The sequence below is a fragment of the Halococcus agarilyticus genome (assembly GCF_000334895.1).
In the GTDB taxonomy this organism is placed as follows: Archaea; Halobacteriota; Halobacteria; order Halobacteriales; family Halococcaceae; genus Halococcus; species Halococcus agarilyticus.
Window position 1 is genome coordinate 44,413 of sequence record NZ_BAFM01000003.1, and the last position, 18,059, is coordinate 62,471.

An 18,059-nucleotide genomic window follows, 5' to 3' on the forward strand; every position below is an offset into this window, starting at 1 on the left:
GGGCGGCGGTGCTGTGCGGTGGTCGTGAGCGCGTGTCGGCGCGACAGCGCCGGCCGCGCGAACACGGGGAAGGGCAGGGCCTCAGCGCGTGCCCGCGCGACAGCGCGGGTCGCGCGATGCGGGCCTGGTGGAAATGAAAAGGGCGAGGAACCGCCGTCAGGCGTCCGGCCGAACGAAGTGAGGTCGGATGCGCGGGCCGGCGGCCCGCGCAGTTCCGAGGGCTTTCGCTTTCAAGTACGGAACGATTCGCCGCAGCCGCACTCGCTGACGACGTTTGGGTTCTCGACGTGGAAGCCAGCGCCCTGGAGTCCGCCCTCGAAGTCGAGGACGCTGCCGCCGACGTAGTTCATGCTCGCGGGGTCGACGAACACCCGGAGGCCGTGGTGTTCGTAGATCTGGTCGTCGCCCTCGGGCTCGGTGTCGAAGCGCATCCCGTAGGAAAGGCCGGCACAGCCGCCCTGCTGGACGAACAGCCGGAGGCCGGCGATGTCGGTGTCCATTCCCTCACTGTCGAGGAGGTCGAGCGCCTGGTCGGCGGCCGTCTCCGAGACCTCGATCTCGGGGGTGGTCTCGCCGTCGGCGGTTGCGCCCGTACTCATGGTGAGTGGTTCTGCCCCCAGGCGGTTAACGGTGACGCCCCACCTTTTGCTACGCTCGGTCGCTCCGCTCCCTCGCTGGCAAAAGGTGGATCAAAAGCCTCCTCGTTCCCGGCGGTCACTCGTCGGCCCGCTCGCTCACGACGTTCGCTCGCGGCTCAGCTACTAGCCCCCCGCTACCGCCACGAACCTCCCCAACCAACTGCGCTCCTCGTTCACTCGCTTCGCTCGTTCACTACGGTGCTCATCCCTCGCGCGAGTCGCGCGTCAAAGACGCGCTCCCGCGCGCCGGTCGCACCGCCACACTATCGGAGATAGAGCCGGCCGATGCGCGCTATCGCGGCGATCCAGTCAGTAGTCGATCTCGTCGTCGATGAGGATCCGGTTGACCGCGTAGCCGACCGCGTCGCCGCGCGTCTCGAGGTCGTGTTGGTCGGCGAGCACCGCGAGCTTGTCGGCGGTCTCGGGGCTGACGGTCACGGTCGCTCGTTCTTCGGTCGACATGGCCCACAGTACGCGGCGCAGCTATCTAACGACACGCCCTGCGCACTCGTGGTGAGGCCCGGCTACTCGCGAAGCCGATCCGACGCTCGGTCCGCGGCCTCGGCCTCACGAAGCCTGAGCGCGACGCTCTCGGCGTGCGCCTCCAGCCCCTCCGCCGCGGCGAGCGTCGTTACCGTGTCGCCGAGCGCGTCGAGCGCGTCCGCATCGAGCCGCTGGACCGTCGTCGACCGGAGGAAGCTGTCGACCGAGAGACCGCCGGCGACCTTCGCGTGCCCACCCGTCGGGAGGACGTGGTTCGGCCCGGCGGCGTAATCGCCGGCCGCAACGGGTGAGTACGGGCCGAGAAACGCACTTCCCGCGCTCGGGATCCGATCGAGCAGCGCCTCGTCCTCGCTGGCTTGAATCGAGAGGTGCTCGGCGGCGTACTCCTCGCAGAAGAGGACGGCTTCGGACATCGATCGGGCGTGGAACACCCCGCTCGCATCGTTTTCGAGCGCCTCGCGGATGGTGTCCTCGCGCTCGCGGCCCCCGATTCGAGCGTCGACCTCGTCGACGATCCGCTCGGCGAGCGTTTCGTCGTCGGTAACTGCGACGACCGACGCGTTCGGGTCGTGTTCGGCTTGGGCGAGCAGGTCGGCGGCAACGAACTGCGGCTCCGCGGTCTCGTCGGCGAGCACGCAGATCTCGCTCGGTCCCGCGAGAAAGTCGATCGCACAGTCGTTTCTGACGGCAGCCTTCGCGGCGGTCACCCAGCGGTTGCCAGGCCCGACGATTTTCTGGACTCGGGGAACGGTCTCGGTGCCGTACGCGAGCGCTGCGATCGCCTGTGCGCCGCCAGCCTGATAGATCGCGTCCGCGCCCGCGACGTGGAGCGCCGCGAGCGTCGCAGGGTTGATCATCTCGGCGGGCGGCGTCGCTACCGCGACCTGCTCGACGCCCGCAACCTCCGCCGGAACGACGGTCATCAACGCGCTGGAAGGATAGGCAGCCGATCCACCGGGGACGTACGCGCCGGCCCGCTCGATCGGTCGGTAGCGCCGGCCCAGTTCGCGGCCGTCGAACGACTCGCGCCAGTCGTCGGGGACCTGGCGTTCGTGAAACTCCCGAATGTTGGCGGCGGCGGTCTCGATCGCGTCCCTGAGATCGTCGTCGATCCCGTCGTACGCGCGCTCGGCTTCGTCGGTCACGTCGAGCGAGCCCACAGTGACGTCGTCGAACTCCTCGGCGTACTCCCGGAGCGCGACGTCGCCCTCCTCACGCACGCGATCGACGATTTCTGCCACGTCGGACTCGATCGCCGCGATCCCGGCGTCGCGATCGAACAGCGCACGGCGCTCGTCGGGCGCGAGCTCCGCGACGGCGTTCACGTTCATGGCGGAGGTTCGCGGCCGGCGCGAAAACGGTTTGGGGTCTCGGGGCCTCACTCCTCGATCTCGACGAGGCCGAGCGCCGAAAGCACCGCTCGCACGAGGAGATAACACACGAGGCCGAACGCGACGAGACCGACAGGGCCGGCGAGCAGCCGCGCGGTTCGGAAGGGAAGAACGAGCCGGCTGAAACCGAGGATCACGAAGCTCACGAGGATCAGTCCGAACGCGAGAAGTGAGAGCGTCACGAACCGGCTGCGATCCATTCGGGCGACGGTACGCTGCTCGCTGGAATGAAGCTGTCGTCTGGAACGTTACCGGTCGAGAACTCACGGCAGGCTCTGTGACCTGGAACCACCCGATCGATAACTGTCCTGTCGATCGGGGACACTCGAAAACTCGATCCCCGCATCGGAGCACTCCCCGATGCCGGCCGACAGCGAACGCCAGAGTGGGAACAGGCTCCTAGAGCGAACATTTTTAGCGGAACTTTTCTCAGATCCGGATCACGACATGACCCCGGCTATCTGTTCGATACGGCACCGATACAGCCCAGAAAGGGTATGAATGGCTTCAATAGCTCCATTCGATCTTTGTACGTCGTAACATTCCGGACAGTCGGTCCGAATATCGACGGTCGACCTCTCCAGTTTGTTTTATTTGCTTCGGCACCAATCGGTTCACGAGTGAACGCTCGTCGAACGCGTTGGTTGGGGCTTCGGCGTACCCGATCCCGGTCGATCAGCCTCGCGCAGCGGGCACGAACCTACTGCACGGCTAGCCTGATCGGGCCCGGAACACGTTCCACGAACTCGCCTCGAAGTCGCCACCAGAATTCAACCACTTCTGCAGGTGGCAGAACAGGAAAAAGTGCCGCGGTAACCATCGGATGGAATGCCCGCACTCGACTGCGCTTCGATCCGGACTGGGTGATCAGCTCCAACTTTGATTTCAACATGTGACGATGTCGGGCTTTCCGTGCGGGGTAACACGAGTAGTACTGTTACTGGCGTGGGTTCTATCGGTGACCTCTCTGAACAAAAGTGACGTACTGGAAGGGCTGCTGCGCCAGGGTGAGCCAACGAGGCAACCGCAACCGACCGAAGAACGTGCCGAACGTACTGTCTGAACGCATCGTCGAGAACGTGATGCCCGCAGTCGTCGGAGTCATCAGTTTCTGCACCACCACGGACGGGATCGTGTGGACGGGCTCGAACGATACCACGGCCCACCAGGGGCGAATCGAACTGAACTGACTGACGTCGTCTCTCGGTCCTCCCGTGCGCAGAAACGCGGTAAGGGAGCGACTCCCGGTGAACCGTCGACGTGATCGTCCGCTGGCCGAACACCCGGGTAACGGCGTAGCGGATCTCCTCCTCCGAGTCCCTTCCTGAGGGTGGCGAGGTCGTCACCCTCTTCCGGTTATTCCGGAAACCCGAACACGGAGCCCTCGAAGATTCGGTTCGGCCGTCGATGCACCTGCTCGGGACGGAGCCTCGACCCTCCGGGCACCGGTTGGCACTCGTTCGGTGTGGAGGGTATCCGGGAGTGTGGTCGAGAAGTCCCGAGGCGTCGCCACGGGATTTCGCTCACCTCGTCAGTTGGAGTCGGTGAACTCCGATCCGGCGGGACCACGTCGTTCGAACGGCTGGCGGGGACGACTTCGCCAGTTACAGTGCGTCGAGAACGCGGTCGCCGACGCGTTCGAGCTGCTCGGCTTGGGCGTCCACGTCGGTCGTATAGAAGTCGAGGTTCACGCGGGTCGCTCCGGCCTCGGCGTACTGCTCTACCTCTTCGACGATCGATTCGGCCTCGCCGACGAACAGGCGGTCCGTGTCCAGATCGGTGTCGGTGCCGACGTGAATCGGGCGGGTGACCACCATCTGTGGCTCGCCGTCCCGATCGAAGTCGGACCAGGCACGCACGAGCCGTTCGCGTATCTCGCGCACCTCCTCGGGCTTGTCCCAGATCGTCGTCCAGCCGTCCCCGTACTCCGCGGTTCGTCGGATCGACGCACCGGACTTCCCGCCCACCAGGATCGGGATCGGTTCGTCGGGGTTCGGATAGAACCCGAGAGGTTCGAAGGAGTGGAACTCGCCGTCGAAGCCCAGGACCTCCTTCTCGCGGACGCGCTCGAACATCTCGAGGAACTCGTCCGTTCGGGTGCCTCGCTCTTCGAACGGGATCCCCAGCGCTTCGAACTCCGAGGAGAGCCAGCCGGGTGCGACGCCGAGTTCGAACCGGCCCTCGGAGAGCGCGTGTGCACTCAGACAGTTCTTCGCGAGCAGGACCGGGTGCCGGTACGGGACCGACAGGACGTTCGTCCCCAGCGTGATCTCCTCGGTGATGGCAGCGAGGTGTGCGAACAGCTGGAACACGTCGAAGATCGGCGTCGTCGTGTCGAACGGGGGCTCACCCGTCTTCGAGTACTCGTAGTCGGTCGGGATCTCCTCGGGATAGGCCACGTGATCGCCAGCGACCACCGCGTCGAGGCCGACCTCCTCGGCGGTCGTCGCCAGCCGTCGGACCGCCGGCGGGATCTCCGCCTCCTCCAGTCCGTAGTCGTTGCTCGCCGCGGTCAGCATCACGCCGAACGTGACGTCGCTCGCGTCGCCGCTCATCTCGTCGGTGCACCCCTGTCGATCGGAGCGGACCACTCTGTTCGACGGGCTACGGTACGGCTGTGGGATCCATGCACGGACATACACCCATTCTGTCTTTCAGTCCAATTATCTCTTTTGGTAGGGAGTAGCTGGCAGCGTACGGATCGCTCTCGGTTGCCTTGCTCACCGCGGGATGTTTGGACGGACGGAGCGTCGTCGACACGGTCGTGGCTGGATAGACAGGCGATTTTGTGGCCGGGTAGACGGGCGATCTCGGGGAGTCGCGATCGAGAACGACTCAGTCCTTCCCGACTTCGACGCCTGCTGTCTCCCGGTCCCAGGTCCGCTCCGAGTTCCCTCGCTCCCGGAGCTTCGCCTTCTGGATCTTCTCGTTCTCGGTCTTGGGGAGTCCGTCCACGACCTCCAGATATCGCGGGACCATGAAATGGGGTATGCGATCGTCGGCCCACTCGACGAGTTCCTCCTCCGTCGCGGACGCATCCGTCTCGAAGACGAGGAACGCCTTGACTTCGTCCTCGCCGCCCTCCTCTTCGGCTCTGACGCCGACGACGGCGCACTCCTCCACCGCCGGGTGTTCGAGGAGGGGCTGTTCGACCTCGTACGTCGAGATGTTCTCGCCACGCCGCCGGAGCGTGTCGCCCATTCGATCGACGAAGTAGAACCAGCCGTTGTCGTCTCGGCGGAGGCCGTCGCCCGTGTGGAACCAGCCGTTCCGGAGCGCTTCGACGGTCTTCTCCGGCATCCCGTAGTATCCCGGCGTCATGATCCACGGAATCGCCGGGCGGATGGCGTACTCGCCCATCGTCCCGGTCTCCACCGGCCAGTCGGTCTCCGGGTCGACCAGCTGAACGTCGAAGTACTGCGAGAGCAAGAGCCCCGCGGCCCCGTCCGGTCGCTCGACGCCGTAGGGAGCCAGAACGGGCATACAGGTCTCGGTGGTGCCGATCACTTCGGTGATGAACTCGATCCCGTACCGCTCCTCGAACTCGTCCTGGATGCCGTAGGCCGTGGGGGCCGCGAACAGACAGCGGAGGTCGTTGTCGTCGTCGATGTCGCGCTCGGGCTGCTGGAAGACGAAGTCCATCATCGACCCGAGGAAGTTACAGACGGTCGCGCCGGTCTCGTGCAGCCTGTCGACCCAGTTCGACGCGCTGAACTTCTCGAAGAGTGCGACCTCCGCGCCGACGATCAGGGCGGGAAAGACGACGAGCACCTGCGCGTTGGAGTGAAACAGCGGGTTCCCCGTCATGTAGACGTCGTCGTCCGTGAGTTGGGTGATGTTGACACACTGCTCGGCGAAGAAGTACTGGTGGGCGTAGGTCTTCTGGATCGCCTTCGAGGGTCCGGTCGTCCCCGAGGTCATGATGATCGACGCGACGTCGTTGCACGCGATGTCGGCCTCGGGCTTCGAGTCGTCGTCGGTGGACAGGTCCCGATAGCGGCCGAACTCGATCGAGGCGTCGGCCCCTCCATCCGGAGGGCCGTCGCCCAGGAGGACGACGTCCGTGAGGTGGTCGAGCGACGACTCGACGTCCAGAACGCGCGAAGCGTACGACTCGTGGAAGACGCCGAACGCCGCCTCGGTGAGGTTGGCCACGTGGGTCAGCGTATCCCGCTTGTAGCTCGTGTTCACGGGAACCTCGACTGCCCCGATCTTGCTCAGTGCGAACCAGAGGTAGACGTACTCGGGCGAGTTCGGCAACATCAGCAGCACGTGGTCGCCGTTCTCCACGCCACGCTCGCGCAGTCCGTGGGCGAGCCGGTTCACGATCCGGTCGGTTTCGGCGAACGTGACGGCCTCGTCGGCCGTCTCCCAGCGGAGGAACGGCTCGTCGGGTCGTTCGCGCGCCTGATGTTCGAGGATCCGGGGCAACAGCCAGTCCTCCTGGTCCTCCCACTGCAGTTCGTACTCGGCGAAGTCCTCGTAGGTCTGCATGAGGGAAGCGCAGAGCGGTGAGCACTAATAGCCACCGCTGGTCACGTCGTAGCCGGGCGAGGGAATCCGTCCCCGTGTGGCTCGGCTCTCGCGGTGAACGAAGAGGGGGTTAATGTGTCCGCGTTCCGAAGGCGTCGGTATGCGAGACGCATACCTGATCGGGGCTGCCCAGACCGACTTCGGGGCGTTCCCCGACGAGAGCTATCGCTCGTTGTTCCGCGAGGCCTACGAGGCGGCCGTGGACACCGTTCCAGCGACGGTTCGGCCGGCGGACGTCGACGAGGTGTACGTCGGTATGCTGTCGGTCGGTGGCAGGCAGATCGGCCTCTCGGCACCGGCCGTCGCCGAACACGCCGGCCTCTCGGGCGTTCCCTGCACGCGCTTGGAGAACGCCTGTGCGGCATCGGGGTACGCCATCCGTGACGCGGTTCAGGCGGTCAAGAGCGGTATGGCGGACGTCGTCGTCGCCGGCGGGACCGAGATCATGAACGACGTCAGCTCCGAGACGCTGCCGTACTGGCTGGGCGTGAGCGGGGAGATGGAGTGGGAGCGCATGGCGGGCACCACCTTCGCCGGCGTCTACGCCCAGATCGCGAGCGCCCACATGGCCGAGTACGGGACGACCCGCGAGCAGCTCTCCAACGTCGCCGTCAAGAGCCACCGACACGGTGCGATGAACCCCCACGCACACCTCGGGTTCGAGTGCTCCATCGAGGACGCGGAGAACGCACAGACCGTGGCCCATCCGCTCACGCTGTATCACTGCTGTCCGACGACGGACGGTGCTGCGGTCACCATCGTCGCCAGCGAGGACGTCGCGGAGGAGTACACCGACGAGCCGATCCGGATCGCGGGCGCGGGGGCCGCGAGCGACGCGGTCGGACTCTTCCAGCGGGACTCGTACACCGGTCTCCCGGCGGCGCGCGCAGCCGCCGATCGGGCCTACGAGATGGCGGGTGTCGGACCGGCCGACATCGACGTTGCCGAGGTCCACGACTGTTTCTCCATCGCCGAGATCGTGGCGTACGAGGACCTCCGCTTCTGTGAACGGGGTGAAGGAGGCCGCCTCGCCGAGGAGGGAGGGACGGGACTCGGGGGCCGAATTCCGGTCAACACTTCCGGCGGACTCAAGTCGAAAGGTCACCCCATCGGCGCTACCGGGGCCGGTCAGGCTGTAGAGCTGTTCAAACAGCTCCGCGGCGAGGCCGGCGAGCGTCAGGTCGAGGATGCCGAGCGCGGACTGGCGCACAACGTCGGGGGGAGCGGGGGTGCGGCGTCGGTTCACGTCTTCGAGGCACCGGGGGTGGACGCGTGACGGCGATCGAGAGCGGGATCGCCGGTATCGGGGCGTACGTCCCGCCCCTCCGGGTTCCGGCGTCGGAACTGCGAGAGGGATGGGGGCAGTTCCTGGCACGCGGCATCTCGACCAAGGCGGTCCCGGCCGCCGACGAGGACGCCCTCACGATGGCCTACGAGGCGGCGGCCCGCGCGCTGGCGGCGAGCGACGTCGACGGCAGCGAGGTCGCGGAACTCCTGTTCGCGAGCACGACCCCACCCGTCGCCGAGGAGGACCTCACCGCCAGACTCGGTGCGATGCTCTCCGTACCGGAGACGGCCACGAGAGCGACTGTCACCGCCTCGACCGCCGCCGGGGCACAGTGTCTCGTCGAGGGAGCGCGTTCCCCGGACCGGACGCTCGTCGTCGCGAGCGACTGCCCGCGTGGCGCGCCCGACGACGCCATCGAGCACGCTGCCGGTGCTGGCGCGGCCGCGTTCGTCCTGGAGCCCGACGCACCGCTCGCCGTCGAGGGCGTCGCGGAGTACGCGACTCCGTATCCGGGCACGCGGTTCCGGAACAGGGGCTCCGAGACCGTCGACAGCCTCGACGTGACCCCTTACGAGCGAGAGTCGTTCGAGCGAGCGCTCTCGGGTGCGGCGTCACAGCTCGACTACGACGCGGATCGGATGGCGGCCGCGGCGGTCCACGCTCCCGACGCCGCGATCCCGTACCGGGGAGCGGGGCCGCTCGGCGTGGACGACGAGACCGTCGCCGCCGCCACGATCGTCGACGAAATCGGCGACGCCGGTGCCGCAGGGGTCGCGCTCGCGCTGGCGTCGGCTATCGCCGACGACGCCGACCCGGTGCTGGTCGCGGGGTACGGGAGCGGCGCGACGGCGGCGCTCCTCCATCTGGAGCGAGGGGCGGACCGTGCGCCACCGACCGACCTGGCGATCACGGGCGACCGCCGCCTCTCGTTCGCGGAGTACGTCCGCCTCCGCGGCGACGTCACCTCCGGGCCGCCGGAGGGCGGCGGAGGGTACGTGAGCGTCCCGACCTGGCGGCGATCGATCCCTCAGCGCTACCGGCTCGAAGCGGGCCGGTGTCCGGCGTGCGAGGAACTGAACTTCCCGCCGAGCGGCGTCTGCTCGTCCTGCCGTGCGTCGATCGAGTACGAACCGGTCGCACTCGCGCGATCCGGCACGCTGGAAGCGCTCTCGGTGATCTCGCAGGGTGGCGCGCCCCCGGAGTTCGCCGAACTCCAGACGAAGTACGGTGGGGCGTACGCGACGGGGATCGTCTCCTTCGACGGGCCCGGCGGCGGTTCGGCGAGCGCGCCGGCGTTCGTGATCGACGCCGATCCCGACGAACTCGCGGTCGGCGACCGCGTCGAGGCGACGATCCGCCGGATCTACACCCAGGAGGGCGTCACGAGGTACGGGTTCAAGGTCGCTCCAGTCGAGGAAGCGAACGCTGGGTGAGGCGAGCCATCGCATAGCTTTACGGTCCCGCTCGCACAAGCGGACGGTGGATTCCGAGATGACTGCAGACGAATTTCAGATCAGCGGGTCGACGGCGGTCGTGACCGGGTCGTCCTCGGGGATCGGTCGAGCGATCGTCGAGCGGTTCGCCGACCAGGGCCTCGACGTCGTCGTGACCTCCCGGTCAATGGAAAATGTAGAGCCAGTCGCAGCAGCGATCGACGAACGGTCCGGAGGCGACGCGCTCCCGATCGAGTGTGACATCACGGACTGGGCCGCGATCGAGGCGCTGGTCGAGGAGACGACCGAGACGTTCGGTCCCATCGATATCTGGGTCAACAACGCCGGCGCGAGCTTCGTGGCTCCCTTCGAGGAGGTCAGCGAGAACGGGTGGCAGACCATCGTCGACATCAACCTCAACGGCGCGTTCAACTGCACCCGGATCGTCGGCGAGCAGATGCGCGAGAACGACGGCGGGACGATCGTCAACGTCTCCAGCGTGGCCGCCCGCGACGGCGCGCCGCGGATGATCCACTACGCGGCGGCGAAGGCGGGACTGAACAAGCTGACGTGGACGCTCGCCAACGAGTGGGCGGAGTACGACATCCGAATCAACGGGGTCATGCCCGGACTCGTCGCGACCGAGGGACTGGAGAGCCAGGAGGGCATCGTGGCGGACGACATCGACAGAACCAGCGTCGACCGCGAGATCGGGCTCCCGGACGAGATCGCCACGGTGACCCAGTTCCTGGCGAGCCCGGCCGCGAGCTACATCCAGGGCCAGACGATCGTCGCCGAAGGGACTCCCCGGATCCCACGGACCTCGCTCCACGGGGACTGAACCGCCGAGTTCCGGTATGCCGGGCAGCAGGGGCCTTCCCACGCGCGGTGAGATTCGTATTACGCCCGTCGAGATGGACACACATCGATCCCATCGGCGAGCGGGGGATGGGTCGCTCCTCTCTGGAGAGACGGGACGACGGGAAGCGCGTCGCGTCCGTGCCGATACGAGTCGGACTGGCTCACCGGGAGTGACTGTACTCTCGGTCGAATCGCGGTTTTCGGCCCTCCCTGAAGGCGGCAACGGCCTCCTCGTGTTCCGGGTCGTTGACACACTCCCACTGGTGGTCGATGGCCCGGTCGCAGTGTGCTTCGAACGACTGCTCTGCGTCGATCAGACGGTTCGTGTGCCGGACCGCGAGCGCCGGCAGGTCCACCAGCTCCTCCGCTAGATCGTGTGCGGCGTCCAGCGCGCTCTCCGCTCTCTCGACTGCCAACCCCAGGTCGACGGCCGCCGCCGGCGTAATGTCCCTCCCCGTGAGGAGGTACTCCCGGGCCTTCGACTCCCCGATGAGGCGCGGGAGCAACCACGCACCGCCATCCCCGGGAACCAACCCCATCCCGACGAACCCCTCCCGAAGGACGGCGTCGGGGCCGACGGTACGGAGGTCACAGGCGAGGGCGAAATCACAGCCGGCACCGATGGCCGGACCGCCGACGGCGGCGATGGTCGGCTTCGACGACTCGCGGAGGCCGGCGACGACCCCCTGGACGGTTTCGAGGAACGCCCCGTAGGCGTCCTCCCCCTTCTCCTTCCAGTCCGGCATCGAGGAGACGTCCGCCCCCGCACAGAACCCGTCGCCGGCCCCGGTGAGGACGGCGACGTAGGCCCCATCGTCACGACGAAAGCGCTCGATCGAGTCGTTCAACTCGGCTACAGTCCCCTCGGTGAAGGCGTTGTGGACGCTCGGCCGGTCGATGGTGATCGTCGCCACGCCCGCCTCGGTCCGGTAGTCGAGGTCCTCGTACTCGGTCGCCATGGCGACCCGATGGCCCCGGACGTTGAATAGCTTGTCCTCGTTTCGGCCCGGCAGCGTCGAGCCGAACCCCGAGATCACCGCTCAGCGCACCGTGGCGGTCTCGCCGGAAAAACGCCGGCGAAAAAGTCAAAAGAAAGCTATTACGCCTCTCCCCGGACATGCCGGAAAAATAGTGATGGAACCACTGAATCACCGACATCTTTCCCCATCCGAGTAGCAGAAACAGGGCCGTCGTCTTCGGATCGACCTGCTCCCGTGTTTCGATGTGTAACGATACCACTCCCCATGCAACACGGGGGTGCCGTCGATCACACTCTTCCGGAAATTCCGGACCCGAGCCGGAGGGTGACGCGAGGGATCGCCCCCTCGGAGACGAGTATCGATCGTCCGATGCGGCCGGATCCGTCGCGACGGAGTCTCCGGAAATAGCGGAAAGATTTATGTGTCGTGTGAACAACCATCAGCTATGAACAAGACCGTGCCGGTCAAAACCGCGACGCGGATCGCCGAGATAGTCGAGGCTCTCCTCGAACTCGAGCGCGCCAGCCTCTCGGAACTCGCTCGGCACCTCGACCTGGCGGACAGCACCCTCCACGATCACCTCACGACGCTCGAATCGCTTGGCTACGTCGTCAGGGACGACAAGAAGTACCGGGTGAGTCTTCGGTTCCTCGAGGTCGGCGAGAAGGTCCGCAACCAGCTGAACGTCTACCAGGTTGCCGACCCCGAGGTGAGCAAGCTGGCCAACGAGACGGGAGAGCACGCCAGCCTGATGATCGAGGAGAACGGGATGGGCGTCATCCTCGTGATCGCGAAGGGCACCGATGCCGTGAACCTCGAGGCCTACGCCGGCCGACGCGTCGTCCTCACCGCGAACGCGCCGGGCAAGGCGATCCTGGCTCACCTCCCCGAACGGCGGGTGGAGCGGATCATCGACCAGCAGGGGTTGCCGAAGTACACCGAACACACGATCACCGAGCGCGAGGACCTGTTCGAGGAACTCGCAGCCATCCGCGAGCGTGGGTACGCGACCGACACCGAGGAGCTGGTGGAGGGTGTGAAGGCCATCTCGGTGCCCGTGATCAGCCGGAACAGGGTGCAGGGGGCGCTCACGGTGGGCGGTCCCGCCCACCGGATGGAGGGCGAACTGTTCGAGGAAGAGCTCCCGAACCTCCTCCTCCGAGCGTCGAACGTGGTCGAACTCAATCTGACACACTCGTAGGCGACGGCCGCGTTCGGCCACGGCGTCGCCTCGCGGCATGGAACCGACGGAGACCGCGTCAGACCCCGAAGAGGCTGCGTGCGTTCTCCGAGAGGAGTTTTCGTTCGACCGTAGCGTTCAGGCCGAGATCGTCGAGCTGTGGAATCGCCGTATCGTAGTCGAGCACGGGGTAGTCGGTCCCGAAGACGACCTTGTCCTGGCCGCGGCTCCGGATGAAGTTCACGACGTTCTCCTCCCAGTACTTGGGCGCGTGGGCCGTCGCACCCAGGTAGACGTTCGGGTGTTTCCACGCCATCGCCTCGAGCTCCTTCGACCACGGCCAGCCGGTGTGACAGCCGACCACATCGAGATCGGGGAAGTCCAGTGCGACGTCGTCGAGCAGGATCGGCTTTCCGTGCCCGCTCGGCATCCGCATCGCGGAGTGGCCGACCTGCATCACGACGGGGACGTCGAGTTCGGCACACTTCGCGTAGAACGGGTAGAACTGGCGGTGGTTGAGGGGGAGGTCCCACCCGTACGGTTCGAGGATCCCGGCGACGAATCCGTGATCCTCGACGTACTCCTCCAGACGGGCAACCCCGTCCATCCCCTCTCGCGGGTTGATGCCCGCCATCCCCCTGATGCGGTCCGGGTACGCCTCGGCGACGTCGGCGACCCACTCGTGGGGGACGTCGATCTCCATTCCGCCGTCCGGATTGCCGAACTTCAGCGCCGGGACGAACACCTGAGCAACGCCGTGTGCGTCCATCTTCGCGACGAAATCGTCCGCCGACATCCCTCGGGACGGGTCGTACATGTCGTCCATGCCGAAGACCTGGGCGGCGACCCGCTGGGCCTGAGAGTCGTAGTACAGTTCGGTCCCCTCCCGCGTGAAGAGGTTGCACCAGACGTCGACAATGCCCTCGGATCCCGAACTCATCGCAGCCACTCCACGTGCATCGGTAGCGTACCGTTCGGGAAGGACGTGTATAGCTCTATTGGTACGCGTCGGTTCGAGCATCCGTCTCCCCCGGTCGGGAGCACGAAACAAGGGCCCGGTCCGGTCAGTCGTAGAGATGACGCGCGACGACGCTCCGGTTGATCTCGTTGGTCCCCTCGTATATCTGAGTCCCCTTCGCCTCCCGCATGAACCGTTCGACCGGGTAGTCCTTCGAGTAGCCGCGCGATCCGAGTACCTGCACGGCCTCGACGGCCCCCTCCATCGCTGCGTCGGAGGCGAAGGTCTTCGCGATGGCCGCATCCTGGGTCACCCTTTCGCCAGCATCGAGTTTCGCCGCCGCGCTGTAGGTCAGCAGTCGCGCGGCCTCCAGGTCCATCTTCATATCCGCCAGCTTGAACGACACGCCCTGGTTGTTCCGGATCGGTTCGCCGAACTGTTCGCGCTCGTCCGCGAAGCGCGCGCTCTCGTCGAGACAGCCCTGGAGGATGCCCGTCGATTGAGCGGCGACACCCAGTCGGCCGATGTCGAGCGCTTCCATTATGTACCGGAACCCACGGCCCTCCTCGCCGACCAGGTTCTCGACGGGCACCCGAAGGTTCTCGTATTTGACCTCGTTCTCGACGACGGCACCGCCCTCCATGCAGGGGATATCGCGGACGAACTCGACACCGTCGCGCTCCCCGGGGTTCGGGACGCCGATGATGCTCACGTCGTCGTGGCTGCCGGTATCGTCGGTCCGGGCGACGACGAAGATCAGGTCGGCGACCTCGCCGTGGGAGGTCCACACCTTGTGACCGTCGATCACGAACTCGTCGCCGTCCCGTTCGGCAGTGGTTTCGAGCGCGTTCGCGTCGCTGCCGGCCTGTGGCTCGGTGAGTGAGACGGCGGTCACCTGATTCTGGGTGAAGACGTCGGTCAGCCACTCCTCGCGCTGTCGCTCGCTGCCGAACTTCTGGAGGGTGTGGCCGACGAGCGATCCCGAGAGCGAGACCACGCCCGCCGGGACCTTCCAGATCCGACAGAGCTCCTCGATCGTGAGGACGAACGAGCGGTAGTCCCGACCCTCGCCGCCGTAGCGTTCGGGGATCGTCACTCCGTACAGACCTGCTTCCCCGAGTTCGTCGACGAGGTCCAGGGGGAACTCGTCCCGTTCCTCGTAGTCGTCGACGACCGGTGCGACCTCCGTCTCCGCGAACTCCCTGACTCGCTCGCGATACTCCTCGTGTTCCGATTCGAGGCCGATATGTCCCGTCATGATGGAGTCGTAAGTGGTTTCGGACGCCGAGATGGCTGTATCACGCTTCATCCCAACCGGGCTTATAGCTGTCGAAATCTCGAAAATTTGATATGAGGGGCCGGTGGATGCCCAGCTACTACCCACCTTGAGTCACGATCCTCGACGAACGCCACGATCCCCTCCGTCGAATCGTCGCCCGGTCGATCGCCTCGCTGGACCGCGACTGACGCCCATCGGGAGCCTTCGGTCCTCGACCGGTCGTCGCACGTTCAGAAGGCCTCGTGCGTCTCGAGGTTCGGCCAGCCCTCGTCGTGATCCACGGAGTACCGGAATCGGAGTTCCAGTGATTCGATGCGCCATCCGTCCTCGCCGTGTCGGTAGCGCTCGCGATACTCGCCCAGCCGAAAGCCACCGGTGCCGTCCGCGAGGGTGATCCAGGAGGTGACGTACCAGCGGCCGGTCGCTGCGTCGCCGTCGACGTCCAGCACGCCGTTCTGGACGGCGTGGGCGGTCGCATCGAGGTGCTCCGCGACGAACCCCTCGGCGAACTCCCGAACGCCGTCGTGGCCCTCGAAGCTCCCGAGCCCGCCGTAATCGAGGCTCGCGTCCGGAGTGAACAGGTCGACGACTCCCTCCCAGTCGCGATCGTCGAGCCGGTAACAGTACTCGTGCTTGAGCTCCCGGATGGCCTCGCGCGATTCCACCCGCTCGAGGCGCGCTTCGAGTCCCATGTCGGCGTGTGATTCGGTGTCGAGATAACCCTTGTGCCGACGGCCCGTCGCTCCGGCGTGCCGACGCGAGCGAGGTCGCTCCAGCCGTCGCCGCATCGCCGCCTGTCATCGCTCACCCCTCGTTTCGGATCGAATATGAGGATACCACCGATCCGTCTATGGCTCCGGAACGCCCTCCGGGAGGTCGGCTGGGTCCGCGAGATCCTCGAGAAAGATGACGTCGTCCGGGCGGTTCGGTGCACCGACCGCGAAGATCCGCATCTCCTCCTCGGCTTCGATGTGTCGCCAGGGACCGGGATCGACGACGACGGTATCGCCGGCCTCGATGGCGAACGCCTCGTCACCGACGACCATCCGCCCCCGACCCTCGACGACGAAGAAGGTCTCTTCCTGTTCGACCTGCGTGTGCCGGCGGACGGTGTCTCCGGGTTCGTAGACGAAGTAGTTGAACCGCATCTCGTTCGGTCGCGGCTCGTCGGCCGCCTTCAGCTCGTAGCCGAGCGTCTTGACACCCGGCTCCGACTCCGTTCGCGTCCGCGTTCGTGCCTCGTCGGTGTTGATCTTCGAGTACGACATCGTCCGTATCACTCATACCGGACCGGGAAAAGCGTATCCCCAGGAGCTACGGGCGGTCGTCCGGTGAGGACGGGGCCGCGACCCACCCGTCAGGCCAGTAGATCGAGCGCGTTCTGCCCGAGCAGTCGGTCGATTTCGGTCTCGGTGAACGTCGGTTCCTCGTCGCGGTCCGCCAGGGTGCGTACGTTCTCCAGCCACTCCTCCTTCGGATGCACCGGGTCGAACGCCGGATCGTCGGTTCCGAACAACATCCGGTCGCTGCCGACCGCGTCCATCAGCCGTCGGACCGCCGTCGCGAACTCCTCGGGGCGGTGCTTGCAGCGCTCCTGCCAGCCGGAGATGTCCACGTAGAGGTTCGTGTTGACCTTGTTGACGGCGACCGCGTGCAGGTCACGCCACCACTCGAAGGACATGTGAGCCGCGACGATGTCCAGATCGGGGAAGTCGCTCAACACCTCGTCGAGGTTCTTCGGGTGGGAGTACTTGCTGTACAGCGGCGCGAAGATCGGTCCGGTGTCGGTCAACATCGGCACGTCGTGACGCCTGACGACCTCGAGGAGGCGATAGGTCTCCGGGTCGTGGTGGTAGAACCCGGCCGTCGGGTGGAGCTTCAGGCCGTCCATGTCCCAGTCCGACAGTGCCGTCTCGATGTGGTCCGCCGCGCCCCGACGCCGCGGATCGATCGTCGCGAACGCCCGGATCCGATCCGGGTTGTCGTCGCGGAACTCGGCCAGCCGGCGATTCACCTCCTGGATCGGCACCTCGGGTTCGCCAAGGGCGAGCCCGAAGTCCACCCCGAAGACGACCTGCCGATCGATACCGGCCTCGTCCATCCGCTCGAGGAGTTTCTCGCCGTCGGGGTCCCAGTACGTCGGCAGGTACGTCTCCCGGATGCGCTCGGGGTCGACCTCCTCGCCCCTCTTCTCGTTCTGCCGGACGGCGATGTCGACGAAGGCGTCCCAGAACCGCTCGGGCAACCAGTCCTCCGCCCAGATGTGGGAGTGTACGTCCACGACGGTCGGCATGATGGTCGTCACGTGGCCGGCGACGCATGAATAAGTTCGGGTGACGGTACGATGTCGCTGCGGAGCGGATCGTCGCTCACCGCATCTCAGACATCGTGGTTCGCCGTGTCAGTCACCCGGAAGACCGCGAAATCGCCACGTGGAGAAGATTTTTATAGACTCTTGCCGATTCTTCGCTCGCTATAATGACGGATAAACTTGACCAGTCCGCCGGGGCTGACGAGGTACACGCGGAATACAAGTACCCGTTCCACTGGGACCTCGACTTCTCCCTGAACATCGGAGAGACCAACCGCCGGTTCTTCGCGGCACTCGAAGACAAGCGGATCGTGGGCAAGACCTGCCCCGAGTGTGGCGACGTGTTCGTGCCGCCGCAGTCGGTGTGTGTCGAGTGTTACGTCGAGACCGACGAGTGGATCGAGGTCGAGCAACGCGGTGTGCTCGAGAGCTACACCGTGTGCTTCTTCCAGTTCGACAAGATGCCGGAGCCGCCGTACGTGACGGGTGTCATCCGTGTCGACGACTCCGCCATCTGCATGATGCACTTCGTCGAGGAGTTGGAGTACGAGGAGCCGATGGATCTGGTCGACAAGCTCGAGAAAGGTGACGAGGTGGAACCAGTGTGGTCCAACGACCGCGATGGCGACATCTTCGACATGGATCACTGGCGGCTGGCGGAATGAGGCGGAGTCAGCATGGAGCTAGCCAATCCTACGGAGGC

18 protein-coding genes are annotated in these 18,059 nt (G+C 66.0%); 6 read left to right on the top strand and 12 right to left on the bottom strand.

Going from position 1 to position 18,059, the window contains the following annotated elements:
• Window positions 1-230: 230 nt before the first annotated feature.
• The 4 genes from TX76_RS03230 to TX76_RS03240 all read right to left on the bottom strand — a co-directional run bounded on the left by TX76_RS03230 (window position 231) and on the right by TX76_RS03240 (window position 2,733).
• The gene (locus TX76_RS03230; RefSeq protein ID WP_049899052.1) at window positions 231-599 is read right to left on the bottom strand and encodes a HesB/IscA family protein; all 369 of its coding nucleotides are present in this window, start codon (window positions 597-599) and stop codon (window positions 231-233) included.
• A 348-nt stretch (window positions 600-947) separates the two neighbouring features.
• A complete protein-coding gene (locus TX76_RS17445; RefSeq protein WP_154018986.1) occupies window positions 948-1,100 on the bottom strand; it encodes a hypothetical protein in 153 nt (50 codons plus the stop codon).
• Window positions 1,101-1,162: 62 nt separating this feature from the next.
• Complete coding sequence (gene hisD, locus TX76_RS03235) at window positions 1,163-2,473, bottom strand: histidinol dehydrogenase (protein WP_049899055.1); 1,311 nt, start codon at window positions 2,471-2,473, stop codon at window positions 1,163-1,165.
• A gap of 47 nt (window positions 2,474-2,520) precedes the next feature.
• Window positions 2,521-2,733: a hypothetical protein gene (locus TX76_RS03240; RefSeq protein WP_049899057.1), complete on the bottom strand. Its 213-nt coding sequence runs from the start codon at window positions 2,731-2,733 to the stop codon at window positions 2,521-2,523.
• Between the two features lie 807 nt (window positions 2,734-3,540).
• Between TX76_RS03240 and TX76_RS03245 the strand changes: the two genes are divergently transcribed.
• On the top strand, window positions 3,541-3,723 hold the full coding sequence (locus tag TX76_RS03245; RefSeq protein WP_049899058.1) for a hypothetical protein: 183 nt from the start codon (window positions 3,541-3,543) through the stop codon (window positions 3,721-3,723).
• Between the two features lie 414 nt (window positions 3,724-4,137).
• On the opposite strand, the gene TX76_RS03250 is transcribed toward TX76_RS03245, so the two are convergent.
• Together TX76_RS03250 and TX76_RS03255 are read right to left on the bottom strand one after the other, a co-directional pair.
• Window positions 4,138-5,088 (bottom strand): TIGR03619 family F420-dependent LLM class oxidoreductase, encoded by a 951-nt coding sequence (locus tag TX76_RS03250; protein ID WP_079890742.1) that lies wholly within the window; start codon window positions 5,086-5,088, stop codon window positions 4,138-4,140.
• A gap of 280 nt (window positions 5,089-5,368) precedes the next feature.
• Window positions 5,369-7,027 (bottom strand): AMP-binding protein, encoded by a 1,659-nt coding sequence (locus TX76_RS03255; RefSeq protein WP_049899062.1) that lies wholly within the window; start codon window positions 7,025-7,027, stop codon window positions 5,369-5,371.
• A 139-nt stretch (window positions 7,028-7,166) separates the two neighbouring features.
• On the opposite strand from TX76_RS03255, the gene TX76_RS03260 reads away from it, so the two are divergent.
• The 3 genes from TX76_RS03260 to TX76_RS03270 are packed head-to-tail and all read left to right on the top strand — an operon-like array spanning window position 7,167 to window position 10,628.
• A complete protein-coding gene (locus TX76_RS03260) occupies window positions 7,167-8,342 on the top strand; it encodes a thiolase domain-containing protein (protein ID WP_049899064.1) in 1,176 nt (391 codons plus the stop codon).
• Complete coding sequence (locus TX76_RS03265) at window positions 8,339-9,787, top strand: zinc ribbon domain-containing protein (protein ID WP_228842294.1); 1,449 nt, start codon at window positions 8,339-8,341, stop codon at window positions 9,785-9,787. Before TX76_RS03260 ends, TX76_RS03265 begins: the two co-directional genes overlap by 4 nt.
• 58 nt (window positions 9,788-9,845) lie before the next feature.
• Window positions 9,846-10,628, top strand: coding sequence for an SDR family NAD(P)-dependent oxidoreductase (locus TX76_RS03270; protein WP_049899388.1), 783 nt, complete (start codon window positions 9,846-9,848; stop codon window positions 10,626-10,628).
• A gap of 181 nt (window positions 10,629-10,809) precedes the next feature.
• Here TX76_RS03270 and TX76_RS03275 read toward each other — a convergent pair whose 3' ends face one another.
• Window positions 10,810-11,607 (bottom strand): enoyl-CoA hydratase/isomerase family protein, encoded by a 798-nt coding sequence (locus tag TX76_RS03275; RefSeq protein ID WP_049899390.1) that lies wholly within the window; start codon window positions 11,605-11,607, stop codon window positions 10,810-10,812.
• A 466-nt stretch (window positions 11,608-12,073) separates the two neighbouring features.
• Here TX76_RS03275 and TX76_RS03280 point away from each other — a divergent pair, with 466 nt between their 5' ends.
• The gene (locus TX76_RS03280) at window positions 12,074-12,829 is read left to right on the top strand and encodes an IclR family transcriptional regulator (protein ID WP_049899066.1); all 756 of its coding nucleotides are present in this window, start codon (window positions 12,074-12,076) and stop codon (window positions 12,827-12,829) included.
• 58 nt (window positions 12,830-12,887) lie between these two features.
• Here TX76_RS03280 and TX76_RS03285 read toward each other — a convergent pair whose 3' ends face one another.
• The 5 genes from TX76_RS03285 to TX76_RS03305 all read right to left on the bottom strand — a co-directional run bounded on the left by TX76_RS03285 (window position 12,888) and on the right by TX76_RS03305 (window position 17,338).
• The gene (locus tag TX76_RS03285; protein ID WP_049899068.1) at window positions 12,888-13,748 is read right to left on the bottom strand and encodes an amidohydrolase family protein; all 861 of its coding nucleotides are present in this window, start codon (window positions 13,746-13,748) and stop codon (window positions 12,888-12,890) included.
• A 124-nt stretch (window positions 13,749-13,872) separates the two neighbouring features.
• Window positions 13,873-15,075 (bottom strand): acyl-CoA dehydrogenase family protein, encoded by a 1,203-nt coding sequence (locus tag TX76_RS03290; RefSeq protein ID WP_228842295.1) that lies wholly within the window; start codon window positions 15,073-15,075, stop codon window positions 13,873-13,875.
• 200 nt (window positions 15,076-15,275) lie between these two features.
• Complete coding sequence (locus TX76_RS03295) at window positions 15,276-15,737, bottom strand: nuclear transport factor 2 family protein (protein ID WP_049899070.1); 462 nt, start codon at window positions 15,735-15,737, stop codon at window positions 15,276-15,278.
• A gap of 156 nt (window positions 15,738-15,893) precedes the next feature.
• Window positions 15,894-16,313, bottom strand: a complete 420-nt coding sequence (locus TX76_RS03300) for a cupin domain-containing protein (RefSeq protein ID WP_049899073.1) — start codon at window positions 16,311-16,313, stop codon at window positions 15,894-15,896.
• Window positions 16,314-16,402: 89 nt separating this feature from the next.
• The gene (locus TX76_RS03305; protein WP_049899075.1) at window positions 16,403-17,338 is read right to left on the bottom strand and encodes an amidohydrolase family protein; all 936 of its coding nucleotides are present in this window, start codon (window positions 17,336-17,338) and stop codon (window positions 16,403-16,405) included.
• A gap of 185 nt (window positions 17,339-17,523) precedes the next feature.
• Between TX76_RS03305 and TX76_RS03310 the strand changes: the two genes are divergently transcribed.
• On the top strand, window positions 17,524-18,021 hold the full coding sequence (locus TX76_RS03310; RefSeq protein ID WP_049899077.1) for a Zn-ribbon domain-containing OB-fold protein: 498 nt from the start codon (window positions 17,524-17,526) through the stop codon (window positions 18,019-18,021).
• Window positions 18,022-18,059 lie beyond the last annotated feature (38 nt).